Genomic DNA, 24,208 nt, shown 5'->3' with positions numbered 1-24,208 from the left:
CATCCATTCGATCAACAGGAGATCCCATGACACCGCCGAACATCACTTTGCCCGCAGCCGGTTCCACCCTTCAGGCGCCGGGGGCGCTGATGGCAGCTGAAATCCTCGAGCAGCCCGACGCCCTCACCCGCCAGCTCGACGTCGGCCGCGCCGACATCCGGCGTCTTGCCGCCACACTTCGCGCCTCAGACGTCCGTTACGTCCTGCTGGCCGCCCGGGGCACGAGCGATCACGCGGCCCTGTACGCGAAGTACCTCATCGAAACGGTGCTGGGGCTGCCCGCCGGGCTGGCCTCGCCGTCGAGCCTCACCGTGTACGGCGCTGAACCGAAGATGAACGGCGTCCTCTGGCTGGCGGTCAGCCAGTCGGGCGGGTCCCCCGACCTGGTGGACTCCACCGCCGCCGCGGCGCGCGGCGGCGCCGTCACCGTGGCCGTGACCAACGCGCCGTCGTCGCCACTGGCGGGTGCCGCCCAGCACCATGTGGACATTCTGGCAGGGCCGGAACGTGCCGTGGCCGCCACCAAGAGCTACACGTCCCAGCTGCTGGCGCTCTGGCTGCTCATCGATGCCTGGGCCGGCGGGGAAGGGGCCGACGCGTCGGTCCTGCCCGGCCACGCCGCCGACGTCCTCGCCGGACCGGAGATACTTGAGGTGGCAGACCGCTACCGGTTCGTCAATCACATCATCACCACGGGGCGCGGTTTCTCCTATCCCACGGCACGAGAGGCGGCGTTGAAACTCATGGAGACGTCCTACCTGGCAGCCCATGCCTTCTCCGGAGCGGACCTCCTGCACGGGCCGTTCGCGATGATTGACGAGGACCGCCCCGTCATCGCCATCGCTTCGCCCGGCGCCGGCGGCCGTGCCCTGCAGCCGGTGCTGGAACGGCTGGCTGAGCGCGGGGCAGACGTCTGCGTTGTCGGCGACCCCGCCGCAGCCCGGCCACTGAACCATCTGGTGCCCCTGCCGGCGGTGCACGAGCAGCTTGCTCCAATCCTTGAAATCCTGCCATTGCAGCGCCTGGCCCACGCCATGGCCGCTGCCCGCCACCGCGACCCCGACGCACCCCGGGGGCTGCGTAAAATCACGGAAACCTGGTGAGTACCACGCTCATTTCCGCAGCCCGTGTCATCGCACCCGGCGCGGTCCTCGAGCCTGGCTGGGTGGAAACCCGGTCCGGCCAGATCAGCGCGGTAGGTGCCGGGTCCCCTCCCCGCGAACCCGACGCAAGCTTTCCGGAAGGGACTGTGGCACCGGGCTTCATTGACGCCCACATTCACGGCGGCGGCGGCTTCAGCTTCAACGATCCGGACCCCGCCGCAGCAGCCGTCAAGATCGCCGCAGTACACCTGGAGCACGGCACCACCACGCTGATGGCAAGTCTCGTCACTGCGCCTTTGGCAGAGCTTAAGACGGCTGTTGCCGCCCTGGCGGGCCTGGTGGAGGATGGCGTGCTGGCCGGAATCCACCTCGAAGGACCCTGGCTCAGCCCCTCCCACCGCGGCGCGCACACCAAAGACCTGCTGCAGTTGCCGGACCCGGCCAGCATCGACCGGCTGATGCTGGCCGGCCGGGGCACGGTACGGATGGTAACGGTGGCACCCGAGCTTGAAGGGGGTCTGGCGGCGATCCGGCAGATCACCGGCCACGGCGCAGTCGCAGCAATCGGCCACACCGGTGCCGGCTATGACCTTGCCCGCCAGGCGATCGCCGCAGGGGCCACAGTGGGGACCCATGTGTTCAACGCCATGCGGCCCTTGCACCACCGTGAACCCGGGCCGGCACTGGCACTGCTGGAAGACCCGAACGTCTTTGCAGAGGTGATTGCGGACGGCGTGCACCTGCACCCGTCGCTGGTCCGCTTCATCTCGGGAAGCCCTGCCCGGGCAGTCTTCGTCACCGATGCGATGGCGGCGGCCTGTGCTTCTGAGGGGACGTACCAGCTTGGCGGGCTTGAAGTCCATGTCGCCAACGGCGAGGCGCGGCTGGCCAGCAACGGCGCCATCGCCGGCAGCGTGCTGACGCTGGACGCCGCCATCCGGCACGCGGTAAACCATGCCGGCCTCCCGCTCGCCGACGCGGTCCGCGCGGCAACCCAGAATCCGGCGGACATGCTGGGGCTCTCCGACGTCGGCCGTCTTGAACCGGGCAGGCGCGCGGACCTGGTGGTGCTCGATGAGGGCCTCAAGGTTGCCGCGACCATGAAGTCCGGCACCTGGTGCCGGCCCGCCGCTCCCGTCAGGCGCCGCCGTTCCGGACGTGCTGGATGAGCGCGTCGAGGATCGGCACCTGGCCTTTTACCAGCTTGGTGCGGGCGTCGGGCTCTGTGGCCCATTTGGCGTCGTCGATCTCCGGGAAGCTGCGGACTGTGCCGGATCCCTTCGGCCATTCCAGCGAAAAGGTGTTGCTCACGATTTCCCCGGGCGCGAAGTCGGACTCGGCTGTAAAGACGGTGACGACCTTGCCCGAGGGTTGCCGGAAGGAGCCCAGCTGGATGTAATCGGCGGAGGGTGGAGGCGCGCCCATCTCCTCGGCGAACTCACGCTTCGCCGCCACCATCGGGTCCTCGTCCTCGAGGTACTCGCCCTTGGGAATTGACCAGGCGTGCGCATCCTTATGGGCCCAGAACGGGCCGCCCATGTGGGCTATCCAGAACTCTAATTCGGATCTGGCCGTCCGCCGGTACAGCAGAATGCCTGCGCTCCAGACCGTCATTGGCTAACCGCGGTCAGTCGTTCTCAGCTCCCTGGTTCAGGACCTGGAAGTCCGGGCCGAGGTTCACTTCGACTTCCGAACCGCTGTTCAGCTGGATCTCCACTTCATAGGCAGAGCCGGGGTCGCCGCCGCCCTCCACGTCGGTAACCGTGCCCGGCCCCACCTTGGCCAGGGCGGCCTGGATCGCCTTGTCGCGGTCGGTCTGGCTCAGCGGGCTCTGGGTGCCTCCGGTCGTGGCCTTGTCATCGTCGAAGGGGTTCCCGGCCGCCGCTGCAACCGTTGCTCCTCCAAGGGCTGCTGCAGCCAGCGCCCCGCCGACAATCCACGCTGTTCTTTTGCGCATGGCAAAGACTCCTCTCACGCTTTTTTCCAGTGTGCGCCCGATCCACGGCATGCACAACGACGGCTTTGTTGCTCAACGGCTGTAGACGCCGGTGATCGTCGCCGAACCGAGCAGGTGTTTCGCCAACTCAGTTCCCAGGCTCGCCGGCCGCGCACCCGCCCGGGTGTCGAGGTCCTCCACACCCAGCGCATAGACCGTGACAATGTAACGGTGCGGGCCGTGCCCGGGCGGCGGCGCGGCACCAAGGTAGCCCCGGAATCCGGCGTCATTCTTCAACTGCACCACGCCGTCCGGAAGCTGCTGTCCGCCCTCGGCCCCTGCCCCCTCCCGCAGCGAGGTGACGTCCGCCGGAAGGTTAAGAACGGCCCAGTGCCAGAACCCGCCGGCACCCGGTGCGTCCGGATCGAACACGGTAACGGCGTAGCTTCTGGTCCCTTCGGGCGCCCCGCTCCAGCTCAGCTGCGGCGATTCATCCTGCCCGCCGGCGTGCATCCTGCCGCTGCGTTGGGCGGGCGGCAGTGTTTCACCGTTCCGGAATGATTCGCTGCTGAGCCCGAACGACGGTACGTCCGGCAGGTCTGAAAATGGACCGGAGGATGTCATGGCTGCCTTTCAGATGGTGGGAACTTCTGCTTCCTCTGCTGCTTCTTCGATGCGGTTGAGTTCCGCCCTGGTGGGCGGGTTGGCGCCGGCACGGGACACCGTTACGGCGGCGGCGCGGCTCGCGTGGGCCAGGAGCGCAGCGAGGCCCTCGGCCGGCAAAGCCCGCAGGTCCGCCCGGTTCTGGGCGCCGTCCAGTCCGCGGTCCACCACCCCGGAGAGCAGCGCCGCCATGAAGGAGTCACCTGCCCCGACGGTGTCCGCCACTTCCACCTTGGGCGCAGCGAACTCAGTTTCACCTGCCGCCGTGATGCCCCACGGTCCGGCCGCACCGCGCGTCACCACCACCATGGCCGGCCCTTCCGAGCCGCCCAGCGACAGCCAGCGGCGGGCGGAATCAAGCACGTCCGCACCAGGGTACAGCCACGCGAGATCCTCGTCGGACGCCTTGACGATGTCTGAGAGGGTCACGAATTTCTCCGCCTGGCGGCGGGCGTAGTCTGCGTCGGTGATGATGCTGGGCCGGCAGTTGGGGTCGAAGCTGATGGTCGCCGCCGGGTGGGAATGTTCGACGGCGGCCAGTACGTCAGCGGCGCCCGGCGCCAGCATGGTGGCAATGGAGCCGGTGTGCAGCAGGGTGGTGCCCTGCAGCATGAAGGGCAGGCGCTCCGCGAGGCCGGGAAGCTCCCAGGCGAGGTCGAACGTGTAGGTGGCCGCGCCGTCGTCGTCCACTAAGGCGGTGGCCACGCTGGTGGGCAGGGAATCCGGGGTCTGCGGGAGCATGACGGAGCTGGCCTTCAGGTGCGCAGCGACGGATTCGCCGTAGGCGTCGCGGCCGTAGCGGCCGACGAACTGCACGGGATGGCCCAGGCGGGCGAGCCCCACGGCGACGTTGAGCGGGCTGCCGCCCACGTGGGCTTCGATTCCGGAGGTGCGCTGGACCACGTCAACGAGGCCCTCGCCTATAACTGTGAGCATGGTCATACTCTGCCAGAGAACGCCGCCCGGCGCTCTGTCCGTCCGGGCACAAACAGCGCGGCGGACTGTTGGGCCCGCCGCGCTGTTGCGGTCACTGGCTGTCTAGGACTTCTTCTTTCCCGGCAGCGCGAGTTTGAAGACCTTGGCCCACGAGGAACCCACCTGCTTGAGCAGCGGTCCCGTGGTGTACGGCAGGCCGTAGCGCTTGCAGATTTCCTGCACCTTCGGGGCAACCTCGCCGTACCGGTTGGACGGCAGGTCCGGGAAAAGGTGGTGCTCGATCTGGTGGGACAGGTTTCCGGTCATGAGGTGCATGAACTTGGAGCCGGAGATGTTGGCCGAGCCGATCATCTGCCGGACGTACCAGTCGCCGCGGGTCTCGCCTTCCACCATTTCCTCGGTGAACGTGTCCGCCCCTTCGGGGAAGTGGCCGCAGAAGATCACCGCATGGGCCCAAACATTGCGGACGGCATTGGCGGTCAGCGTGCCGTAGAGCGCCTGCTTGCCCGAGCCGGTCAGCATGGCGACGGCCGGAGTGGCGGCGTAGTCCTTGGTGAACTGTGTGACTACCTTGCGGCCCAGGGCCTTGAGGTCACGCTGCATGGCCTCCTTGGTCTTCTTGCCCTCCTGGTAGTCCACCAGCTCGAGGTCGTAGATGGCGATTCCCCATTCGAAGATGGGAGCCAGGATGGCGTTGTACAGGGGGTTGCCGAGGTTGTGCGGCTTCCACGGCTGGTCGGCGTCCATGCGCAGGAGGTTGTATCCGACGTCGTTGTCCCTGCCCACCACGTTGGTCCAGCGGTGGTGGAGGTCGTTGTGGGTGTGCTGCCACGAACGGGCCGGGGTCACGAAGTCCCACTCCCAGGTGGTGGAGTGGATGTCGGGATCGCGCATCCAGTCCCACTGTCCGTGCAGGATGTTGTGGCCGATCTCCATATTTTCCAGGATCTTGGCGACGCTCAACAGCGTGGTGCCAGTGATCCAGGCGGCCTTGTTGCGGCCCATCAGGAGGGCTGCCCGGCCGGAGATTTCCAGGCCCCGCTGGACCTTGATAACGCGCCGGATGTAGGCGGCGTCGGACGCACCGCGCTTGGCGAGGACCTCATCCTTGATGGCGTCCAGCTCGCGGCCGAGCTCGGCCACCTGCTCGTCGGTAAGGTGAGCGGCCGCGGGCGGTCGCACGAGCGGGCTCCCCGACGTGGCCAGGGCTCCGGGACGGGGTTTGGCCGTCGGCCCGTTGATCGACGTCGATTCTGCGGCTGTGCGGTCAGATATTGCTGTCATGCTTTGTTGCTCCTCAGATCTCGAGGTTAACGGGCCCGGCGGCTGCCGAGACACACGTCTGGATTAGTTGGCCCGGCTCACCATGGACCTCGCCGGTGCGAAGGTCGCGGACGTGGCCGGCGCGCAGCGGCGTGAGGCAGCTGTGGCAGATGCCCATGCGGCAGCCGCTGGGCATGAGGACGCCGGCGTCTTCGCCCACATCCAGCAGCGGGGTGTTCCCGTCCGCCTCCACTTCGCGGTCGGAGGCTTCAAAGGTGACCAGTCCGCCGTCGTGCCCGGCCCCGCCCAGCAGGCTGGTGTTGAAGCGTTCGATGATCAGGTTGATAGGGTCTGCCGCAAACGGTCCCGGCGCCGCCTCCACGTGGGCGGCCGCTTCGGCGGACCACAGCGCCTCGGCGTCGTCCAGGAAGCCCTCGGGGCCGCACGCATAGGCGGCGCGCTGGCGCCAGTCCGGGCAGAGGTCCTCCAGCTGGGCGGGGGATCCGAAGTCCATGCGGCCGCGTTCGCCGGTGTACCAGTGGGTGACGCGGAAGTTGGGGAACTGGTCCGCGAGTTCGGAGAGCTCCTCATGGAAGATGCTGTCCTGCGGGGTCCGGGCCGAGTGGATAAGCACGACGTCGGCATCCGGGCGGTGCGGCACCAAGGTGCGGATCATGGACATGACGGGGGTGATACCGCTCCCCGCGGTGAGCATCAGCAGCGGCCGCGGGTGCTCCGGCAGGACAAAGTCGCCCTGCGGCGGCGCCAGGAACAGCACATCTCCGGGACGCGTGGTCCGGACCAGGACGCCGGACACCGCGCCCACGTCACTCACGGTGATGGCAGGGTCCTGCCCGGCGGGAGCGCTGAGCGAGTAGGAGCGCCAGTGGCGCACGCCGTCGAGTTCCACGCCGATCCGGGCCCACTGGCCGGCCTTATGGGCCTTCCAGCCGCGCCCGGGACGGAAGTGGATGGTGGCAGAGTCCGCCGTTTCCGGCACAACTTTGGTGACGACGCCGCGCAGCTGGCGGGCCGAAAAGACTGGATTAAAAAGCGCGAGAATATCCTCCGGCGCCAACGGGGTGGTCAAAACAGACGCGGCGCGCGCCAATTTACGGAGCCGAATCATGCTGTCCACCACCTGTTGGATTCACCCATTTGTATCTCCTAGTGAAACCGGTGATCGTAATATACAAAACTACCTCAACCCCCGCTATAAGAGTCCCGCAAGCCGGTGCCACTAGCAACCGGGCCGCCGGAACGTGAAAATTTACCCATCAGACATAAATAGTAAGTGTACTTACCGCGCGACGCTCAAGGCCCAGCAGAACCTATTGGCAGGGCTGGTACGCCGCCTCCAGAGTGCTGCTTTGCGATCTACCCCCTGGCTCTGCAACGAACAGACATCGGCGGAGTTCCCGCTCTCTGTCGGATGACCCTCTGCGCGTCATGGCGAAGCCCGGCCGCCGGGATGCGTTGCGCATCAGGTACCGGGGGCCGGGCTTCTGCCTGGACGTGCGTTGAGTCAGTCCTTTTGGACGGTCCGCGTCCGGACTGTCCGTGTCCGGACCAGGGCCGTCGCGCCCGCACCCAGCCCGAGTGCTCCCGCTGTGAGGCCAAGGATGCCGAAGGTGTTGTCCGGAGCGGGCGTGACCGGCGCGGTTGCGGATGCGGCGGTGGTGTCGACGACGGCCTCTGCCGGGGCATGCTCGTCGGCTGCCGCGGTGGTGACGAAGGAGGGAACGGGATGGTTGGGTTCGGCCTGGCCGGGAGTTTCGGCCTCGTTCCAGTTGACGACGGTCCCGTCGGAGTACGCCTGTGCTACCGGCAGCGACACGGTGGTGCCCGCAGAGGGGAGCCGGCCAACGGAGATGGAGAAGGTCTGGTATTCGTGCTGCCCGAGCTGATGGGCGGCGTCCGCGGTCCAGGTGACAGTGGAGGCGGCCTTGGTGATCGTGGCCCCTTCCACGGTGACGGGTGCGGGGAGCTTCGCTTCGGCAACTTTGGCCGACCAGCCGTCCAGGGGCTTGACCGAAACCGACGTGAAGGGCGTGCCCGTGGGGAGGGTGACGGTGAGTTTGGTGGTCTTGGCCGTCTCGGATTCGTTGGGAACCTTGAAGGTCAGCTGGGAGAATCCGCCGGCGGAGGTGGACTCCGGATCGACGTGGACGTGGGCGGAGGCGGCACCGACGCCCAAGGCCATGAGGCCGGCTGCGGCGGCGAGGACGGTGACGGTTTTCAGGGCGCGCGGGGTTGCGGTGTTCATGACAAAGCCTTTCGGGGGTGCTGCCGCTCTCGGACGGAGGACAGCGCGGTGATGGGTGAAGGGAGTCTGCGTCCCGTGCACCCAGCCCCCGTTTTCGAAAGGTCAGGGCAGAGCGCACGGGGCGGCCGCGGGCGGCCCCCGGAGGCTGTTGGTCCGCAGGTTCCGCCAAGGCGCGGGCACGAAGGGCCGGCCTGCGGCCAGGGTCCGTTGGCGGACGGGAATGACCACCGAGGGTTGGGGCAGCTGCACGAGGGGGCGGAGCCAGGCCAGGAGTAACCAGAGTGCCACCTCGCCCCGGCGCAGCAGCCAGGCGGTCACCAGCAGTGCGAAGACGTGGCAGGCGAGCATGGGCGGCGAGTCGGAACCAATGCCGAGGTGAAGCGGCATGGAAGCCGGCCCGGCGGCAGGGCACCCCATGACCATGGCCTGTCCGTGATGTGACATTTGGCCAGCGAGCGACGGCAGGCAAACCGCCGGGGCTGAAAAGGAGGTGAAGGCGTCGTGGAGCAGCAGTTGCCCGGCTCCCAGCACGCCCAGCAGGGTCAGGAAAGAAAGCTCCCGCGCCGCAAGCCACGCCACAGGTATCAGCAGGAGCGCGGCCAGAACGGCAACGGTCCCGGGAGCGGGAAGCGCGCCGCCGCCGAGGACATGCCCCGCGGCGGCCACGGACATCGTCGCGGCCGTGATGAGGACCGCACGGAAGAGGCGCAGTGAATGACGTAGTTCCATCCGCGTCTCCTCCCCTGGGTCCACAACGGTATGACAAGGCTGACGGTAGGCAGGTCAGCGTGGAAAAACCTTGGACGGCTGATGGCCATTCGTTCCGGTGACCGCCCCGGATTGGTGGTTCGCAAAACTTGTGCGGGCCGTACACTGGGGCGGAAATACTCCCTGATGACAGAGGATGGTGCGCCATGGGTTTCCAGCATTGGAGGAAGCGGGTGCGCGTCCCTGTTGGCGGCCTCGTCCTTGCGGCGCTGGTGGCGCTCCTGTCGTTGGCCCCGCTGACGCCGGCTGCCGCGCACGATGTGATCGAGGCGGCGGAGCCCGCTGACGGATCCGTTGTTGCGGCGGTCCCGGCGGCGGTCCGGCTGACGCTCAACAATCCGCCGATCGCGCTGGGTTCAGAGATCCTGGTCAAGGACGAAAGCGGGACGAGCCAATCCGACGGCCCGGTGGTCATCGTGGACAACCACGTCGACCAGGCGGTGAAGCCCGGCGCGCCGGCTGGCCGGTACACGGTCGTGTGGCGTGTGGTGTCCTCGGATTCACATCCGATCGAGGGACGTTTCAGTTTCACGGCAGGACGCACGAACAGCACCGCGCAGCCCGGAACCGCGGAACTGTCCTCACCCTCCGCCGCTGCCCGGAAACCCGGCGAGGCAACAGGCTTTCCGTGGATCCCGGCCGCGGGGGGAACGGTGCTCGCCGCCGGGCTGCTCGTCACAGGCTTGTACGTGCGTCGTCGCCTGACCGGCAACGACACCGCTGAAGAGCCGTAGGCCCCCGGAGCGGTGCAGCGTCATGATTGCCGTCCGGCGCGGCCCCTGAAACGGGTCTGGCAGTAGAATTTGTGCCACCGCTGCTGTGACCGTTGATCTTCCGGAAAGGACCGCCGATGATGCCCCGTGCCTCGTTCCGGCTTTTCCGCACCGGGCTGATCGGGTCAATCGTCCTAGGTTTCGCGGCCGGTGGGCACCTGGGCGGCGGCGGCCTGCTTCCGCAACCGGCCATCCTGGCGGCTTTGTGTGCCGTGACCATGGTCCCGGTGGCTGCGCTGACCCGATTCCGGCTGTCGTTTCCGGTACTGACCGGCCTCCTCGGCGCCGGACAGCTCTGGCTTCACTGGGCCTTCAACACCCTGTCCGCCGCGTCGCCCCCGGCCGGGGTTCCACAGGCTCTTCTTGCCGGCCACGCCGCTCACCCGGGGACATCCCTGGTCCACGAGACGTTGATGGCCACGCCGATCCATTCGTCCGCGCCCGACGGCTTCATGTTTGCCGTCCACACTGTGGCGACGCTGGGCGCCGCGCTTCTCCTGGCCCGCGGCGAACAGGGCCTCGGGATCCTGGCCTCCTGGCTGCGCCCGTTGCTGCGGCCGCCCGAACCTGCCGCCATCGTTCCGGCCAGGATTCCCGGGCCCTGCACGGTGACCGCCATCCTTCGCCCGGCTCGCCTTGGGCTGCGGCTGCCCACCCGGCGGGGTCCTCCCGTGTTCGCGCCCGCCGCCTAGAGCCAGCCCCTTTCATCCACGGACAGGGGCCGACGGCGGCGCTTCGCCGCTGTCCCGGGCCGCCGCACCGGCCGCCCGTTCCTGATCCGTTTTTACTTGTGAAAGGCACTCCCGCCATGAAGACCTCCGTTCGCCGTACCCTCAAGACTGCTGCCGCCACCACCATGGCCGCAGGACTCCTGGCCGCCAGCGCCGCCGCCGCCACAGCGCACGTCACCGTCGATCCGTCCGCGACCGCCGAGGGCGGATTCACCAAGCTGACCTTCAGCGTCCCGAACGAGTCCCCCACCGCCAAGACCAACCGGCTCGAGGTCAAGCTCCCCACAGATACGCCGCTGACCTCGGTGTCGGTCAAGCCCATGGACGGCTGGAAGGCCCAGGTCATCACCGCCAGCCTGCCCAAACCGGTGAAGGTGGACGGGGCCACCATAACCAAGGCACCCTCAAGCGTCGTCTGGACTGCCGACACTGCACACCAGATCGGGCAGAACGAATTCCAGACCTTCACCCTTTCCGTGGGCAGGCTTCCCGGCGCCGGAACCACCGTGACCTTGCCTGCCGTGCAGGGCTACACCGACGGGACCACCGTCAACTGGTCCGACAAGGCAGAGGCCGCACACGATCACACCGCGACGGCCTCCTCAACGCCGGCGACAGAGGAGCAAGAGTCCCACCCGGCGCCGTCCTTTGTCACGACAGCAGGCGAAACGGCTGAGACGGCACATTCAGCCACCGAGGCCTCGTCAACGACTCCTGCCGCGGCAACATCGTCCAACGGCGGCGACGTCGCCGGCTGGGTCGGACTCGCCGCCGGACTGATCGGCCTCGCCGCCGGCGGGACCGCCCTGGCCCGCACGCGGACTGCCAGGACCAGCTGACCCGCTGACCCGCGCCGGCGCTGCCCGCCGGCAATCGCTTCAACGAAACCGCCGCTGGCCTCGCCGGCGGCGGTTTCGCTTCCAGAAAGCGGTTCACCGCTGCACCTAAAGTCCGAGCAGCTCCTGCACGAGTTCCCGGCATTTCCGGTAGGACGAGGCCTTCGGGTCGATCAGCGCGAAGTGGTCGCCCGGGACTTTCACCACCTGGACCGGTGCCCCCGCGGCTCGGGCCGCCGCGGCATAGGCTTCGGACTGGCTCATCGGAACGGTGTCGTCGTCAAGGCCATGGACCGCGTAGACCGGCACGTCCAGCGGAACCGCGCTCATGGGGTCCGCATATTTGTGGCGCTTGGGATACTTTCCGGCCGAGCCGCCCATCAGGTTGGTCACAGCCCCGTTGCTGAGATCAAGCCAGTCGGCCTGGGCGAGGTTGAGCAGCCCGGACTGGCTGACCACTCCCGTCAGATGCACGGCCTCGCCATTGAGGTTCCGCAGGACCTGCCGGTCAGCGTCCGGGGTGCCAAGTCCTGCCAGCCGGTCCCGGCCGGCGGCCCAGACGGCGAGGTGGCCGCCGGCGGAGTGCCCCAGCGCCACCACGCGGCCAAGGTCAAGTCCGTGCTCGTCCGCGATTCCGCGGAGTTTGTCGATCCCCGCCAGCACGTCCTCGAAGGTGTGGGGCCAGCCGCCGCCGTTGCCTGCCCGGCGGTATTCCAGGTTCCAGGCCGCCATCCCGTGGGCCGCAAGGTCCTTGGCCAGTGGCTCGCCCAGCTCGGCACCGTACTGCGAGCGCCAGTAGCCGCCATGGATGACCACCACCACGCCGCGGAATGCCGGACGCCTGGGGTTCCGGGACGAGGACGGCGGCGGCGTTTCCGGCAGGAAGAGCTCGCCCCATTGGCTGGGGTGGTCACCGTACTGGTACTTCTGCCGCTTCACTGCATCCTCCTTGGGTCCCGGTGGGCAGGAGGCGACCAGCGCCTCCGGCGTCACCACTGCCGCGGTGCCCGGCAGTCCATGGGAAAGCGGGGTCCGACGGCGCACATCAGCCATGTGCCGAGCCTACAGTGACGCCGCTCCCGGCGCGCGGAAGGGTGAGCCGCCCGGCCGTCCGCGCGTTGAAGACCGCCGACAACCTGACCGACGACGGCAGCAGCGGGTGGTGTCACACCTGCGACTGTCGCACGCCCTTGATAGTTTGGGAGCATGGCAAGCAACTGGGATCGCCTGGACGTCAGTCAGCGCGACTCCGTGCAGGAAAACGTGGAACTCTATGAGCGCGTCCGGCCTGCCCTGAAGCTTGTCACCCGCGAGGTCCTGCTGACTCTCCGGACCATGCTTAAGGACACCGAGGTCACGCCGCTGTTCGTCACCGGCCGCACCAAGACCGTGGAGTCCTTCCGGGAAAAAATCTCGCGGACTGAGGAGTCCCTGGAGCCGGATGGCCCGAGGGTGCTGAAGTTCCCCGATCCGTTCCGCACGCTCAATGACATGGTGGGCGTCCGCGTCATCACCAAGCTGCCCACGGAAAACGCCGTGGTGGCCAACCTCATCAAACGGCAGCGCCAGCTGTTCGACTGCCGCGGCGACCGCGAGAAGGACATCGGCTCCATTGAGTCCGGGACCTACGGCTACTCCAGCCGCCACCTGATCCTGCGGACCATCCAGAACGAGGCCGTCAAGGAGTACCAGCACGTCTTAAACTCCGAAGCACAGCCCAACGGCAGCTACTTCTTCGAATGCCAGATCCGCACGGTGTTTGCGCACGCGTGGAGCGAGATCGAGCATGACATCCGCTTCAAGGCCGAGGACCCCCGGGCATGGACTCCGCATTTCGACCGCCAGTTCACGGCCACGGCCGCCATGCTGGAAACCGTCGAGAGCGCCTTCGCGGACCTGCATGAACGCTACGAGGAGGTCCGCGGCTACTGGGATCTGGAGGGTGAGGGCGCGGCGCAGCTCACGCCCAACCGCATCCGCGACGTCTGGCGTACGCTGCTGCCGCACGTAGACCGAAAAGTGGATGACGACTGGGGCTGGGCCGCCGAACTCATGGCAGCCCACGGCCTGAACCAGACGGTCCAGCTCGCCGGCCTCCTCAGCGCCAACCGCATCACTGAGGTCCGCAAGGCCCTGGACCACCGCTACTCCCCCGGCCCGGACCGGCTGCTGGATGACCTCCTCCTCTGGCAGTACGGCACCAAACACATTGACCTCACTGCAGAGGCGCCCGACGCCGTTCCACACCCGCGGCGCGACAGCCTCCTGCGGCGGCTGAAACAGATCGAGCGCTACCGCCAGACCAAGAAGTAGGGACCCATGAAACCCGAACAGCTCCAGTCCGTCCGGGCAACACTCCGCTCCCCGCGCCGCCTCAAAACCGAGGCGCTGGCAGGCCTCGTGGTGGCCCTCGCCCTGATCCCTGAGGCCATCGCCTTCTCGGTGATCGCCGGGGTGGATCCCCGGATCGGCCTGTTCGCCTCCTTCACCATGGCCGTGACCATCTCCTTCGTGGGCGGCCGGCCCGCCATGATCTCGGCAGCCACGGGTGCCGTGGCCCTGGTGATCGCCCCGCTGATGCGAAGCCACGGGCTGGACTACCTGATTTCCGCAGTGATCCTGGCCGGCGTGTTCCAGATCCTGCTGGCTGCCCTCGGCGTCACACGGCTCATGCGCTTCATCCCCCGCTCCGTGATGGTGGGGTTCGTCAACGCGCTGGCCATCCTCGTATTCATGGCCCAGCTGCCTGAACTCATCGGTGTCCCGTGGCTCGTTTATCCGCTGGTGGCAGCGGGGCTTCTGATCGTCGTCGGCCTTCCCCGAATCACGACGGCGGTGCCGTCGCCGCTGGTGGCGATCGTGCTGCTCACCGTCGTCACCGTCCTTACCGGCATCGAAGTCCCCGCCGTCCAGGACAAGGGGCAGCTGCCGGAAAGCCTCCCCTCGGTATTCATCCCCAACGTTCCCCTGACCTGGGAGACGCTCCAGGTGGTCGCGCCCTTTGCACTGTCCATGGCGCTCGTGGGACTGCTGGAATCACTCATGACAGCCAAGTTCGTGGATGACATCACGGACACTCGCTCCAACAAGACCCGTGAATCCTGGGGGCAGGGCGTGGCTAACATCCTCACCGGTTTCCTGGGCGGCATGGGCGGCTGTGCCGTGATCGGCCAGACCATGATCAACGTGAAGAGCTCCGGTGCGCGGAGCCGGATCTCCACCTTCCTGGCCGGCGTCTTCCTGCTGGTGCTGGTGGTGGTGTTGGGCGACGTCGTGGGGCTGATCCCCATGGCCGCCCTGGTGGCCGTCATGATTTTCGTTTCGGCTATCACCTTCGACTGGCACTCGGTGGCTCCGAAGACCCTGAAGCGCATGCCGAGGTCCGAGACCGCTGTCATGGTGATTACCGTGGCCACCGTGGTGGCGACGCACAACCTGGCGATCGGCGTCGGCGTCGGGGTGCTCGCGGCGATGGCCATGTTCGCCCGGCGCGTGGCCCACTTCGCCACCGTTGAACGGACCGAGGTGGAGCTGAACGGCAGGACCGTGGCCACGTACACCGTAGACGGCGAACTGTTCTTCGCCTCCTCCAACGACCTCTACACGCAGTTCGACTACGCCCAGGACGCCGAGCCGCGCATCTCCGGAGTGGTCATCGACCTGCACGCCTCGCACCTCTGGGACGCCTCCACCGTCGCCGTACTGGACGCGGTGACGGAGAAGTACCGGCGCCACGGCCGGGAGGTTGAGCTGATCGGCCTGAACTCTGCCAGCATCCAGATGCGCGAAAGGCTGGCCGGTAAACTCAACGCCGGGCACTAATGCATACAGCCCAAAAATCCCGCACATAACAGCGTGTCGTTACCTTAATGTGACTTTCGGCGTTCGCTCGCGTACCGTTGAAACCGTGCCTTCCTCACCGAGGAGGGCGCTCCCGCGCTGATTGCCTAACTCTGCCGCAGCCCGGGATCCTCTCGAAGACCATGTCCGGCAGAGACGGGGAAACCAATTTTCGGCCTGTTTCTACGGGCCTTGGGGTGAAGCCGCACAGTTCCTGATTCCGTTCAGGCGCGCGGCCGGGTGTCTCCCATCCGAATCCGACAGCTCACCTCGCAGGCATCGGGAGAGGCTCCTTCATGTCGTCACGCACTACCCCTGCCCGCCGCACAGCGGCCAGCCGTTCAAACCGCTTCGCTTCCGTCTCCCGCGCTGTCACGGCCAACGCCGGAGGACTGGGACGCCAGGCCGCCGTCATCCTCGCAGCATCGGGACTTGCCTTCACCGGCAGCATGGCAGCGAACGCCGCCAGCGCCCCGGCCCAGAAGAACGCGGCCCCGGCCGCGGCCCCCGAAGCCGTCAGCCACGTACAAGCGCCGCTGAGCGCGGACGCCAGCGTCAAGATCGACTTCGAGCGCCCCGCCGTGAAGTCCACCCCGGCACCCGTGGTGGAAGCGCCCGTGATTGAAGCACCGGCCCCCGCAACCCCCGCTGCTGCCCCGGCACCTGCTGCCGCTCCGATTGCTGCACCTGTTGCCGCTCCGGCACCGAAAATCGCGCCGGCTCCGAAGATCACCGTCCAGGCCGCCCCGGCCCCCGCAAAGGCTCCTGCTCACGCAGCAGCAGCCGGCAGCGTGAACGCCTCGATGGTCTCGGCGGCCTACGCACAGCTGGGGATCACCCAGGACTGCACCGCGATGGTGGAGAAGGCCCTGGGCGCTTCCGGCATTCCGGTGGGCGACCTCGCTCCGATGCAGTTCATGAACTACGGATCCGTCGTCTCCACCCCCCAGCCCGGAGACATGGTTGTGCAGTCCGGCCACGTGGGAATCTTCGTCGGCGGAGGCAAGGTCCTCAGCGGCGGCATGAACGGTGTCAACGAGACCGTGGTGCACCCGCTGTCCTGGCTGACAGCCACGGGTCCGGTCACCTTCGTGCGAGCCCACGCCTAACAGCCCGCATTCGCTGTGCGCATCACCGCGCACTCCAGCCGCGCGCTGCAACGAGCCGCGCGCTGGAACGAGCCGCGCGCTGGAACGAGCCGCGCGCTGGAACGAGCCGGTGTTCCGCTGCCTTGGGGGCAGCGGTGCACCGGCTCTTTCGTGCTCGGCGGGCCCGCCCCACTTAGCCCTGCACGCTGCGGTTGCGCCCCCGGGACTTTGCCTCGTACAGCGCGGCATCGGCGGCGGCGATCGGCTGGTCCAGGCTTGCCGTTCCGGCTTCGATCAGCGCGATGCCGTAACTGACCGTGGGCATCCTGGGCACATCGGGCAGGGCGCCGTCGGCGAGCCGACGGCTGATCTCCGCCGTGATGGTCTCGGCGCGGTAGGGGCTTGCCCCCGGTACCACCAGGATGAACTCCTCGCCGCCATACCTGCCCACGATGTCAGTTGAGCGGACGGTCGCGCGGCAGGCGTCGGCGAAGGCCCGAAGCGCCAGATCGCCGGCCGCGTGGCCGTAGGTGTCATTGATGGATTTGAAGTGATCAAGGTCCGCCAGGATCAGCGATCCAAAGCTCTCGGTCAGCGGGCTGCGGCGCAACTGCTTGGCTGCTCTGTCCAGGAACGCAGAACGGTTGAGAAGGCCCGTGAGGCCGTCCTGGGTGGCGACGGTTCGCAGCGCCCGCGTCTGCTGTTCGGTACTGAGCCCGGCCATGCTGAACGAAACCACCGCCAGGAGCACCATGGTGACAAGCGTGGTTATGGCGGACCCGAAGTAGGCGACAAACGTTGGGCTGTTCGGGCCCTCGGCGATAAACACGACCAGCCGGCCCAGGTAGAACGCCGACACGCCCGCAGCCACGATGGCCATGGGTATACGGACCCTTGAATAGCCCGGCTCCAAGCGCCACAGTTCGCGTGCCGTGAGGCCGATCATCAGGGACATCGACGCCAGGAAAACGGCGCCGCCGGACCAGATGTTCGAACCGGGGTGATCAACAGCGGAAGCTATTCCCGCGGAGACGGGCACGGCGGTGAGGAGCCAGAAGTTGTATCCCGGCGTTCGCAGCGAACGCGCGCCTGCCCAGGCACTGGACGCACCGGCAACGAGCAGGATATTCCCCAACGTATTGGCCCACCACTGCTGGGGCGTGCCGTTGAGGAGAAAGCAGGCGGAACCCGAGAGAAACAGCAGCAAGGCGAGGCACCACCACCCGCTGTACGGGGAGCGCGTACTGCGGAAAGCCGAGAAGTAAAACAAGAGACCCAGGGCCAGAGCCATCACGGCAAAGGCAACCCGCAGTGTTGCCGTGTCGAGCACCATGCCGCATCTCCCCCGAATCCCCATTCATTGCTGACCCAGTATCGCACCGCTGAAGGCTCAACTATCAGGACGCTTACCAAAATTTTTGTAAGCGCCGACACATTTGTCTGACATCTGTTCACGAATTTCCCCGACGCGCAATTCAGTGTCAGCATTATTGGATGCTTGAGGCAACAACAAAACCCGAAACCGCTCCGCTCGCCGCTCCGCTCGCCGCTGACGCCGCCGTCGAGCCCCTGAACCCGGCGCTGGCCGCGGAGGCGAAGATTGCCCGCGTCGCCGTGACCGTTTTCCCCCTGCTGGTGCTCGCCGCCGGCGTGGCGGGCTTCCTTCTCCCCGGTGCGTTCAAACCGCTTGGCCCCGGCGTTCCTTACCTGCTGGGCATCATCATGTTCTGCATGGGCCTGACGCTCACGCCGCCGGATTTCGCGGCGGTGGCCAAGCGGCCTTGGGCGGTGGTGCTCGGCATCGTTGCCCACTACGTGATCATGCCCGGAGCGGGCTGGCTGATCGCACAGCTGCTTCACTTGGAGCCCGCGCTTGCCGTGGGCCTGATCCTGGTGGGTTGCGCACCCTCCGGCACGGCTTCCAACGTGATGGCGTTCCTGGCCAAGGGCGATGTTGCGCTCTCAGTGGCCGTCGCCAGCGTTTCGACGCTCATCGCCCCGATCGTCACTCCGGTGCTGGTGCTCTTCCTCGCCGGATCGTTCCTGAGCATCGACGCCGGGGGCATGGTTCTCGACATCGTCAAGACGGTTTTGTTGCCGGTCATCGCCGGGCTGCTGGCGCGGCTGTTCCTCAAGAACCTGGTCGCAAAGGCACTGCCGGCACTTCCGTGGGCGTCCGCCGTCGTAATTTCCCTGATTGTGGCAGTGGTAGTGGCTGGCAGCGCCAGCAAGATCGTGGCCGCCGGGGGCATTGTGTTCCTCGCCGTGGTTCTGCATAACGGCTTCGGGCTGGGGCTGGGACACCTCGCCGGGAAGCTGGGGCGCCTGGACGACAAGGCCCGCAGGGCGCTGGCTTTCGAGGTGGGCATGCAGAACTCGGGCCTGGCTGCAACGCTCGCCACCGCTCACTTCAGCCCGCTGGCGGCGCTGCCGTCGGCCGTCTTCTCGCTGTGGCACAACATCTCCGGTGCGATCGTGGCCGCGTGGCTCGCCCGGAAGCCGCTGCGCGATTCCTAGAGGCGAAACGGACGCTTAAGCAGACGCCGCCAAGTGCGGACGGTTCCCGGGATCCGCGGCGGGTTTGCGAAGCGCCTTCAGCGCCCCTGCCCAGGCGACCACCTGGCCGAAAAGCCTTTCCAGGTTCTTTTCCGCCATCTCCGAGGGCGTGAAGGTCCGGTAGTTCTCAAATTCCGTGGCCAGCGGCAGCGCTACCTGGGCGCGGACGTCGGCCATCTGGAGTTCAGCAGCCACGCCCCGCAGGTGCTCCACGGCGCGGATTCCACCCGCGCTGCCGTAGCTGACGAAGCCGGCCGCCTTGTTGTTCCATTCCTCGTAGACGTAGTCCAGGGCGTTCTTGAGCGCACCGGGAATCGAGTGGTTGTATTCGCCGGTCACGAAGATGTAGCCGTCAAACCGGGTCACTGCGTCTGCCCACGCTTTGGTGTGCTCCTGGTCGTGGTGGCCCAGGGACGGCGGGAGCGGTTCGTCGAGCAGCGGGAGGTCGTAGTCGGCCACGTCAAGGAGTTCGAACCGGGCGTCAGTGCGTTTGGCGGCGCGCGCCATGACCCAGTCCGCCACCGGCTTTCCCAGCCGGCCCGGCCGGGTGCTTCCAAGAACGATCGCGATCCTTGTCATGGCAGGTCTCCCCTCCGGAACTGTTTGCTTGCCACATTGACTAAACAAATGGCCGGGGGCGGTTCTTCCCGGGGCTTCCTCCCGACGCTGGGCAGCGCGGTGACCTCCGGGGATATTGACGTCCGCGGACGGCGCTGGCAACGTCGTTACCACCGGCCACGGGGAAGCGGCCGGTTTCGTAGAGGCGGTCGGTCCTGGGGAGGCGGTGCAATACAGATGACCGATGGGGCGGATGCGGGAATCCGGGTGGTGCCCGCCAATGAAACGCCTTGGGATGACCTTCAGGCGGTCATGGGCCAACGCGGCGAGGCCTCCAGATGCCAATGCCAGTGGTTCAAAATCCGGGACAAGGACTGGCGCTCAGTTCCCGTCGAGGAACGCTCCCGGCGGCTCCGCGCGCAGACCGGCTGCGGAAGTCCAGAGAAACTTGCCACGACCGGGCTCGTCGCCTACCTCGGCGGCGAACCCGCCGGCTGGTGCGCGGTGGAGCCCCGCCCGGCATATGTGCGCCTGCTCCGGATGCGCGTCCCGTGGGCAGACCGGACCGAAGACAAAAACGACGACGCCGTCTGGGCCGTGACCTGCTTCGTCACCCGCACCGGCTTCCGGCGCCGCGGCATCAGCCGCGCACTGGCGAATGCCGCCGTCGACTTCGCCCGCGAGCGCGGCGCCCGTGCGATCGAAGGCTATCCGATGATCACCCAGCCGGGGCAGGAGTTCAGCTGGGGCGAGCTCTACGTCGGCAGCCGAAGCATCTTCGCCGAGGCCGGATTCACCGAGGTCAGCAGGCCCACCCCCCCGGCGGGTAGTGATGCGGATCGACTTCTAGCTTTCCGGCTGGTGCCCGCCGGCGTAGGCTTCGCCTTCGGCCCCCCGGTCAAGTAAGGCGAAGCCCATGCCCGGAAGCACCAATAGCTAGACGTAGCTCGGCTGCTCCAGGCTCCGGAACTCAGAGCCTTGGAAGACCAGCGGATCGCCGCTGTTGTCCCGGACCGATGTTCCGTGGACGCGAAGCAGGACAACCGAGTGGTCGCCGGCCGGGACTTCGCTTTCCACCGAGCAGTCGAGCCAGAGCCCGGCGTCGTTCAGGAATACTGCCCCCGGCCCGGTGGTGGTGATGTCGACGCCGGCGAAGCGCTCCGCCGATTTCGACGCAATCTGGCGGCAGACGTCGCGCTGGGAGGCAGCGAGCACCGAGACTCCGATCCGTCCGCCTGCCCGGACAAGCGGCCAGGTGCGGGAGCTGTTCTGCACGGCAAACATCACCAGCGGCGGGTCCAATGACACGCCCACGGTGAAGGTCGACGCCACAATTCCCTGCGGAGCCCCGTCCACGAGGGTGCACAACGCCGCTACGGCTGACGGGACGTGGCCGAAGGCTTCGCGCAGCGAGGACGGGTCCAGATCACGCTTCAAAGGCTCACGGTTCAAGGGCTCACGATTCAGAAACAAGGAGTTCTCTTCCCGTCAGTTCGGATAGGTCAACGGCTTCCGCGAAGGTGTTCGCCGGCCGGGCCAGCCCGTAGTGTTCACGGAGCGTGCGCCCGGTGTACTTGCGCCGGAACAGCCCGCGTGCGCGCAGGATGGGGATGACGTGGTCCACGAAGGCGTCCAGCCCGGAGGGAAGCACCGGCGGCATGATGTTGAACCCGTCCGCCGCGCCCTTCTCGAACCATTCCTGGATCGCGTCGGCCACCTGCTCCGGCGTGCCGGAGAACGTGCGGTGGCCGCGGCCGCCGCCAAGCCTCCCAATGAGCTGGCGGACGGTCAGCCGCTCCCGCCGCGCAAGCTCCACGATCAGCGTGTACCGGCTCTTGGCCCCCTCGATCTCATCCTCCGAGGGGAGGTCTTCCGGCAGCTGGGCGTCCAGCGGGAGGGACTCCGGAGAAACCCTCAGGACGCCTGCCAGCTGCTTCCGCGCGTGCTCGGGGTGGATGAGCTCGTCGAGCTGGCGTTCCAGCCGTCGTGCTTCCTGCTCGGTGGAGCCGATGATGGGGACGATGCCCGGCAGGATCTTGATCGTCTCCGGGTCCCTTCCCACGGCGGCGGTCTTCCTTTTCAGGTCCGCATAGAACCGCTGGGCTTCCGCCAGCGTCTGCTGCGCTGTGAAGACTGCCTCGGCGTAGCGGGCCGCGAAGTCCTTTCCGTCCTCTGAGGAACCGGCCTGGACGATCAGCGGATGGCCCTGCGGCGGACGGGGCGCGTCCAGCGGTCCCTGGATCCGGAAGTACCGGCCGGTATGGTTCACGGCATGGACACGGTAGCTGTCCGCCCAGACGCCGGCTGCCTTGTCCCCTACCGGCGCCTCGTCCTCCCAGCTGTCCCAGAGCTTCCGCGCAACGTCCAGGAATTCGGCCGCCCTCTCGTAGCGTCGCCAGTGCGCCGGCTGGTCTTCCAGCGAGAAGTTCCGCGCGGCGGCCTCGCCGGCTGTGGTCACCACGTTCCAGCCGGCCCGGCCGCCGCTGATGTGGTCCAGTGAGGCAAATCGCCGGGCCAGGTTGTAAGGATCGTTGTAGGTGGTGGAGGCGGTGGCGATCAGCCCGATCCGGTCCGTGACGGCCGCGATGGCGCTGAGCAGCAGCGTGGGCTCGAGCGTGCCGTAGGGTCGCTGGCCAACATCACCATGGAGCACCGGCGAATCGGCGAAGAAGATTGAATCGAACGTTCCGCGCTCGGCAGTCCGGGCCAGCTGCTGGAAGTGCGCCACCTGCGTGCCCGCGAAGCTGTCGCTTTCCGGGAGCCGCCACGATGCCTCGTGGTGTCCGGTGCTCATGAGGAACGCGTTCAGGTGCAGCTGGCGTCCGCCGTCGGCGTCGCGCTTGGATGGTTTTGTCATGGCTTGGTTCCTTTTCGAAGAGTCTGACGCCGCTCAGGCGGCCTGGGATCCGACGGCGGTGCGCCAGCGGGAAAAATGACGTTCGACGGCGACCAGCAGGTAGTTGACCAGCAGGCCGAGCAGCGAAACGGTCAGGATCCCCGCATACATGTCCGGGATGAGGAAGCTCATCTGCGAATTCACGATCAGGTAGCCCAGGCCGGCCTTGGCACCCACCATTTCGGCCGCGATGAGCACCAGGATGGAGGATGTCCCGGCCATCCGGATGCCCGTGAAGATGGTGGGCACGGCAGAGGGCAGGATGACCTTCTGGAAGAGCTGGAAGTTGGACAGCCCGAGGGACCGGGCGGCGCGGATGAGCAGCGGATCCACGGTCCGCACGCCGGCGATGGTGTTCAGCAGCACCGGGAAGAATGCGGCGTAGGCCACGATGCTGATCTTTGATATTTCCCCGATCCCCAGGAGCAGTGTGAAGACCGGCAGCAGCGCCAGCGCGGCCGTGTTCCGGAAGACTTCCAGCAGGGGATTCAGAAACTGGTCCAGCGACCGGTACCAGGCGACCAGCAGGCCAAGGGCCACGGCTGCCACCACGGCGATGCCGAAGCCGCTGGCCGAGCGGGTGAGGCTCGCTGCCAGGTGGTTCTGCAGCTGTCCGTTCTCGACGAGGCGGGCCAGGGCCTGAAGCACCACATGCAGCGGCGGAAGGAATACGCGTGTCGAGGCGGGCGCCAGGTAGATGGGGCCAAGTTCCCAGAGCAGCAGGAACAGGATGATGGCGCCGGAGCCCCAGATGCCCCGGCCAGCGCGTCTGGCACCTGAGCGGAACCGGGCTGCGCCGGTATTCGGAGCCCAGGAACGCGGCTTGATTCCCCGTCTTTTGGTCGCCGGGGACGGGGCCGGCGCGGCAAGGGTGTTTGGATCTTTTGTCAGTGTCGGAGTGCTCATCATGCTGCCTTTCCGGTGGAGACGTTCCTTGCTTCGTCCGGCGCTGAGCCGTCCGGCTGGATCTTGGCGTGCCCGGCTTCCTGTGCCCGCCGGACTTCGTCGTGAAGCAGCGACCAGACCTTGTGCCGGTGCTCAACGAACGCTGCGTTGGAGCGGACATCCTCATCTCCGGACCGGTCTCCGACGTCGATGTCAACGATCTGCTTGAGCCGGCCAGGCCGGGAACTGAGCACCGCCACGCGTTGTCCCAGGTAAACGGCTTCGTCAATGCCATGGGTGATGAAAATGATGGTCTTGCCGGTGGTGGCCCAGATGCGCAGCAGTTCCGTCTGAAGCTGCTCGCGCGTCTGTGCGTCCAGTGCCGCGAACGGCTCGTCCATGAGCAGGACGTCCGGCTCATAGGCCAGGCTGCGTGCGATGGCCACCCGCTGTTTCATCCCGCCGGAGAGCTCATGGGGGTACCGGTCCTCAAAACCACCCAGGCCTACGAGGTCCAGATATTCGCGGGCCTTTTCTGCACGCTCCTTGCGGCTGTAGCGCTTGCCGTCGCTGCCCGTTCCTTCAAGCCCGAAGGATACATTCGCTGCCGCCGTGCGCCACGGGAAGAGTGCGTACTGCTGGAAGACGACGGCGCGGTCCCGGCCCGGTCCCGTGACTTCCCTGCCGTCCACGAGGACTCTGCCGGTGTCCGGTTTGGTCAGGCCGGCAAGGAGGTCAAGGAGTGTGGTTTTGCCGGAGCCGCTCGGGCCTACGAGGGTAATGAATTCGCCGGCGGACACGTCCAGGGAGATTCCGTCGAGTGCCGTCAGGACGGACCCCTCGGGGTTCTCCTTGGTCGGCCGGACAGTGAATTTCTTGGTGATGTTCTCGAGGCTTATTTTCGGTGGGGGGCCGGTACCGGAGGTCATGTCGGGGGTTCCCTTCAGCAGGTCGTCTGAGATTCGTGATGGTGCCGGTGGTTGGCTTCTGTCCACCATCAGAACAGAGATGAATGCGCGCCTGAAGGGCCTGTTCACGCGGGGAAACCGGGCGTAATGCGCTTCCGCCCGGAGCCGTCCGGGCGGTCACGGGCCGGGGCGGACACACAGG

At 67.1% G+C, this 24,208-nt stretch carries 25 protein-coding genes and 1 riboswitch; of the genes, 10 read left to right on the top strand and 15 right to left on the bottom strand.

Going from position 1 to position 24,208, the window contains the following annotated elements; all coding sequences use genetic code 11:
* Nucleotides 1-26: 26 nt before the first annotated feature.
* Entirely contained in the window at nucleotides 27-1,103 is a 1,077-nt protein-coding gene (locus tag AC1D14_RS07645; RefSeq protein WP_476882064.1) for an SIS domain-containing protein, read from the top strand.
* Nucleotides 1,100-2,272, top strand: a complete 1,173-nt coding sequence (gene nagA, locus AC1D14_RS07640) for an N-acetylglucosamine-6-phosphate deacetylase (RefSeq protein WP_230118162.1) — start codon at nucleotides 1,100-1,102, stop codon at nucleotides 2,270-2,272. Before AC1D14_RS07645 ends, nagA begins: the two co-directional genes overlap by 4 nt.
* On the opposite strand, the gene AC1D14_RS07635 is transcribed toward nagA, so the two are convergent.
* The 8 genes from AC1D14_RS07635 to AC1D14_RS07600 all read right to left on the bottom strand — a co-directional run bounded on the left by AC1D14_RS07635 (nucleotide 2,241) and on the right by AC1D14_RS07600 (nucleotide 8,896).
* Entirely contained in the window at nucleotides 2,241-2,717 is a 477-nt protein-coding gene (locus AC1D14_RS07635; protein ID WP_476882065.1) for an NUDIX hydrolase, read from the bottom strand. The genes nagA and AC1D14_RS07635 overlap by 32 nt on opposite strands.
* Nucleotides 2,718-2,730: 13 nt before the next feature.
* Complete coding sequence (locus AC1D14_RS07630; protein WP_476968261.1) at nucleotides 2,731-3,060, bottom strand: PepSY domain-containing protein; 330 nt, start codon at nucleotides 3,058-3,060, stop codon at nucleotides 2,731-2,733.
* Nucleotides 3,061-3,132: 72 nt separating this feature from the next.
* Nucleotides 3,133-3,663: a YbhB/YbcL family Raf kinase inhibitor-like protein gene (locus AC1D14_RS07625; protein WP_230118165.1), complete on the bottom strand. Its 531-nt coding sequence runs from the start codon at nucleotides 3,661-3,663 to the stop codon at nucleotides 3,133-3,135.
* Between the two features lie 9 nt (nucleotides 3,664-3,672).
* The gene (locus AC1D14_RS07620) at nucleotides 3,673-4,638 is read right to left on the bottom strand and encodes a carbohydrate kinase family protein (RefSeq protein ID WP_230118166.1); all 966 of its coding nucleotides are present in this window, start codon (nucleotides 4,636-4,638) and stop codon (nucleotides 3,673-3,675) included.
* Between the two features lie 102 nt (nucleotides 4,639-4,740).
* Nucleotides 4,741-5,922 carry a fatty acid desaturase family protein gene (locus AC1D14_RS07615; RefSeq protein ID WP_230118167.1) on the bottom strand — a complete coding sequence of 394 codons (1,182 nt, stop codon included), beginning with the start codon at nucleotides 5,920-5,922 and terminating at the stop codon, nucleotides 4,741-4,743.
* A gap of 13 nt (nucleotides 5,923-5,935) precedes the next feature.
* Nucleotides 5,936-7,030, bottom strand: a complete 1,095-nt coding sequence (locus AC1D14_RS07610; RefSeq protein ID WP_230118240.1) for a ferredoxin reductase — start codon at nucleotides 7,028-7,030, stop codon at nucleotides 5,936-5,938.
* Nucleotides 7,031-7,426: 396 nt separating this feature from the next.
* Nucleotides 7,427-8,167, bottom strand: a complete 741-nt coding sequence (locus tag AC1D14_RS07605; RefSeq protein ID WP_476968260.1) for a YcnI family copper-binding membrane protein — start codon at nucleotides 8,165-8,167, stop codon at nucleotides 7,427-7,429.
* 102 nt (nucleotides 8,168-8,269) lie between these two features.
* Nucleotides 8,270-8,896, bottom strand: coding sequence for a hypothetical protein (locus AC1D14_RS07600; protein ID WP_230118169.1), 627 nt, complete (start codon nucleotides 8,894-8,896; stop codon nucleotides 8,270-8,272).
* A 185-nt stretch (nucleotides 8,897-9,081) separates the two neighbouring features.
* Between AC1D14_RS07600 and AC1D14_RS07595 the strand changes: the two genes are divergently transcribed.
* From AC1D14_RS07595 to AC1D14_RS07585, 3 genes are all read left to right on the top strand, one after another.
* Nucleotides 9,082-9,669 (top strand): copper resistance CopC family protein, encoded by a 588-nt coding sequence (locus AC1D14_RS07595; RefSeq protein ID WP_230118170.1) that lies wholly within the window; start codon nucleotides 9,082-9,084, stop codon nucleotides 9,667-9,669.
* 116 nt (nucleotides 9,670-9,785) lie between these two features.
* Nucleotides 9,786-10,400, top strand: a complete 615-nt coding sequence (locus AC1D14_RS07590; RefSeq protein ID WP_476968259.1) for a hypothetical protein — start codon at nucleotides 9,786-9,788, stop codon at nucleotides 10,398-10,400.
* Nucleotides 10,401-10,516: 116 nt separating this feature from the next.
* A complete protein-coding gene (locus AC1D14_RS07585) occupies nucleotides 10,517-11,278 on the top strand; it encodes a YcnI family copper-binding membrane protein (RefSeq protein WP_476968258.1) in 762 nt (253 codons plus the stop codon).
* Nucleotides 11,279-11,383: 105 nt separating this feature from the next.
* Here AC1D14_RS07585 and AC1D14_RS07580 read toward each other — a convergent pair whose 3' ends face one another.
* Nucleotides 11,384-12,214 (bottom strand): alpha/beta hydrolase, encoded by an 831-nt coding sequence (locus tag AC1D14_RS07580; protein WP_230118241.1) that lies wholly within the window; start codon nucleotides 12,212-12,214, stop codon nucleotides 11,384-11,386.
* A 267-nt stretch (nucleotides 12,215-12,481) separates the two neighbouring features.
* Between AC1D14_RS07580 and AC1D14_RS07575 the strand changes: the two genes are divergently transcribed.
* The 3 genes from AC1D14_RS07575 to AC1D14_RS07565 all read left to right on the top strand — a co-directional run bounded on the left by AC1D14_RS07575 (nucleotide 12,482) and on the right by AC1D14_RS07565 (nucleotide 16,224).
* Nucleotides 12,482-13,588 carry a GTP pyrophosphokinase gene (locus AC1D14_RS07575; protein WP_230118173.1) on the top strand — a complete coding sequence of 369 codons (1,107 nt, stop codon included), beginning with the start codon at nucleotides 12,482-12,484 and terminating at the stop codon, nucleotides 13,586-13,588.
* 6 nt (nucleotides 13,589-13,594) lie between these two features.
* Entirely contained in the window at nucleotides 13,595-15,097 is a 1,503-nt protein-coding gene (locus AC1D14_RS07570) for a SulP family inorganic anion transporter (protein WP_230118174.1), read from the top strand.
* A 122-nt stretch (nucleotides 15,098-15,219) separates the two neighbouring features.
* Nucleotides 15,220-15,408: riboswitch (cyclic di-AMP (ydaO/yuaA leader) on the top strand.
* A gap of 3 nt (nucleotides 15,409-15,411) precedes the next feature.
* Nucleotides 15,412-16,224: a C40 family peptidase gene (locus AC1D14_RS07565; RefSeq protein ID WP_476968257.1), complete on the top strand. Its 813-nt coding sequence runs from the start codon at nucleotides 15,412-15,414 to the stop codon at nucleotides 16,222-16,224.
* Nucleotides 16,225-16,396: 172 nt separating this feature from the next.
* On the opposite strand, the gene AC1D14_RS07560 is transcribed toward AC1D14_RS07565, so the two are convergent.
* Nucleotides 16,397-17,536, bottom strand: a complete 1,140-nt coding sequence (locus tag AC1D14_RS07560; RefSeq protein ID WP_230118176.1) for a GGDEF domain-containing protein — start codon at nucleotides 17,534-17,536, stop codon at nucleotides 16,397-16,399.
* Between the two features lie 161 nt (nucleotides 17,537-17,697).
* Between AC1D14_RS07560 and AC1D14_RS07555 the strand changes: the two genes are divergently transcribed.
* Entirely contained in the window at nucleotides 17,698-18,720 is a 1,023-nt protein-coding gene (locus AC1D14_RS07555) for a bile acid:sodium symporter family protein (protein WP_230118177.1), read from the top strand.
* Nucleotides 18,721-18,735: 15 nt separating this feature from the next.
* On the opposite strand, the gene AC1D14_RS07550 is transcribed toward AC1D14_RS07555, so the two are convergent.
* Entirely contained in the window at nucleotides 18,736-19,338 is a 603-nt protein-coding gene (locus AC1D14_RS07550) for an NADPH-dependent FMN reductase (RefSeq protein ID WP_230118178.1), read from the bottom strand.
* A gap of 216 nt (nucleotides 19,339-19,554) precedes the next feature.
* Here AC1D14_RS07550 and AC1D14_RS07545 point away from each other — a divergent pair, with 216 nt between their 5' ends.
* Entirely contained in the window at nucleotides 19,555-20,223 is a 669-nt protein-coding gene (locus AC1D14_RS07545; RefSeq protein WP_230118179.1) for a GNAT family N-acetyltransferase, read from the top strand.
* Between the two features lie 30 nt (nucleotides 20,224-20,253).
* Here AC1D14_RS07545 and AC1D14_RS07540 read toward each other — a convergent pair whose 3' ends face one another.
* The 4 genes from AC1D14_RS07540 to AC1D14_RS07525 are packed head-to-tail and all read right to left on the bottom strand — an operon-like array spanning nucleotide 20,254 to nucleotide 24,027.
* Entirely contained in the window at nucleotides 20,254-20,754 is a 501-nt protein-coding gene (locus tag AC1D14_RS07540) for a flavin reductase family protein (RefSeq protein WP_230118180.1), read from the bottom strand.
* A gap of 19 nt (nucleotides 20,755-20,773) precedes the next feature.
* A complete protein-coding gene (locus AC1D14_RS07535; RefSeq protein ID WP_230118181.1) occupies nucleotides 20,774-22,174 on the bottom strand; it encodes an LLM class flavin-dependent oxidoreductase in 1,401 nt (466 codons plus the stop codon).
* 33 nt (nucleotides 22,175-22,207) lie between these two features.
* Nucleotides 22,208-23,119, bottom strand: a complete 912-nt coding sequence (locus AC1D14_RS07530; RefSeq protein ID WP_230118182.1) for an ABC transporter permease — start codon at nucleotides 23,117-23,119, stop codon at nucleotides 22,208-22,210.
* Nucleotides 23,119-24,027, bottom strand: coding sequence for an ABC transporter ATP-binding protein (locus AC1D14_RS07525; protein WP_476882069.1), 909 nt, complete (start codon nucleotides 24,025-24,027; stop codon nucleotides 23,119-23,121). Before AC1D14_RS07525 ends, AC1D14_RS07530 begins: the two co-directional genes overlap by 1 nt.
* Between the last annotated feature and the right edge of the window lie 181 nt (nucleotides 24,028-24,208).

It is taken from the genome of Arthrobacter sp. P1_B11 (assembly GCF_056406715.1).
Note: the sequence above shows the minus strand (reverse complement) of the source record. Positions and strands in the feature narration are given on the sequence as shown.

What these genes read in the sequence shown, in the direction of transcription:
- AC1D14_RS07535 (WP_230118181.1), bottom strand. Translation starts at nt 22,174, where the DNA reads ATGACAAAACCATCCAAGCGCGACGCCGACGGCGGACGCCAGCTGCAC.
- AC1D14_RS07590 (WP_476968259.1), top strand. Translation starts at nt 9,786, where the DNA reads ATGATGCCCCGTGCCTCGTTCCGGCTTTTCCGCACCGGGCTGATCGGG.
- AC1D14_RS07575 (WP_230118173.1), top strand. Translation starts at nt 12,482, where the DNA reads ATGGCAAGCAACTGGGATCGCCTGGACGTCAGTCAGCGCGACTCCGTG.
- AC1D14_RS07600 (WP_230118169.1), bottom strand. Translation starts at nt 8,896, where the DNA reads ATGGAACTACGTCATTCACTGCGCCTCTTCCGTGCGGTCCTCATCACG.
- AC1D14_RS07645 (WP_476882064.1), top strand. Translation starts at nt 27, where the DNA reads ATGACACCGCCGAACATCACTTTGCCCGCAGCCGGTTCCACCCTTCAG.
- AC1D14_RS07555 (WP_230118177.1), top strand. Translation starts at nt 17,698, where the DNA reads ATGCTTGAGGCAACAACAAAACCCGAAACCGCTCCGCTCGCCGCTCCG.
- AC1D14_RS07630 (WP_476968261.1), bottom strand. Translation starts at nt 3,060, where the DNA reads ATGCGCAAAAGAACAGCGTGGATTGTCGGCGGGGCGCTGGCTGCAGCA.
- AC1D14_RS07605 (WP_476968260.1), bottom strand. Translation starts at nt 8,167, where the DNA reads ATGAACACCGCAACCCCGCGCGCCCTGAAAACCGTCACCGTCCTCGCC.
- AC1D14_RS07560 (WP_230118176.1), bottom strand. Translation starts at nt 17,536, where the DNA reads ATGGTGCTCGACACGGCAACACTGCGGGTTGCCTTTGCCGTGATGGCT.
- AC1D14_RS07570 (WP_230118174.1), top strand. Translation starts at nt 13,595, where the DNA reads ATGAAACCCGAACAGCTCCAGTCCGTCCGGGCAACACTCCGCTCCCCG.
- AC1D14_RS07530 (WP_230118182.1), bottom strand. Translation starts at nt 23,119, where the DNA reads ATGAGCACTCCGACACTGACAAAAGATCCAAACACCCTTGCCGCGCCG.
- AC1D14_RS07545 (WP_230118179.1), top strand. Translation starts at nt 19,555, where the DNA reads ATGACCGATGGGGCGGATGCGGGAATCCGGGTGGTGCCCGCCAATGAA.
- AC1D14_RS07595 (WP_230118170.1), top strand. Translation starts at nt 9,082, where the DNA reads ATGGGTTTCCAGCATTGGAGGAAGCGGGTGCGCGTCCCTGTTGGCGGC.
- AC1D14_RS07525 (WP_476882069.1), bottom strand. Translation starts at nt 24,027, where the DNA reads ATGACCTCCGGTACCGGCCCCCCACCGAAAATAAGCCTCGAGAACATC.
- AC1D14_RS07550 (WP_230118178.1), bottom strand. Translation starts at nt 19,338, where the DNA reads ATGACAAGGATCGCGATCGTTCTTGGAAGCACCCGGCCGGGCCGGCTG.
- AC1D14_RS07585 (WP_476968258.1), top strand. Translation starts at nt 10,517, where the DNA reads ATGAAGACCTCCGTTCGCCGTACCCTCAAGACTGCTGCCGCCACCACC.
- AC1D14_RS07625 (WP_230118165.1), bottom strand. Translation starts at nt 3,663, where the DNA reads ATGACATCCTCCGGTCCATTTTCAGACCTGCCGGACGTACCGTCGTTC.
- AC1D14_RS07610 (WP_230118240.1), bottom strand. Translation starts at nt 7,030, where the DNA reads ATGATTCGGCTCCGTAAATTGGCGCGCGCCGCGTCTGTTTTGACCACC.
- AC1D14_RS07620 (WP_230118166.1), bottom strand. Translation starts at nt 4,638, where the DNA reads ATGCTCACAGTTATAGGCGAGGGCCTCGTTGACGTGGTCCAGCGCACC.
- AC1D14_RS07635 (WP_476882065.1), bottom strand. Translation starts at nt 2,717, where the DNA reads ATGACGGTCTGGAGCGCAGGCATTCTGCTGTACCGGCGGACGGCCAGA.
- AC1D14_RS07565 (WP_476968257.1), top strand. Translation starts at nt 15,412, where the DNA reads ATGTCGTCACGCACTACCCCTGCCCGCCGCACAGCGGCCAGCCGTTCA.
- AC1D14_RS07615 (WP_230118167.1), bottom strand. Translation starts at nt 5,922, where the DNA reads ATGACAGCAATATCTGACCGCACAGCCGCAGAATCGACGTCGATCAAC.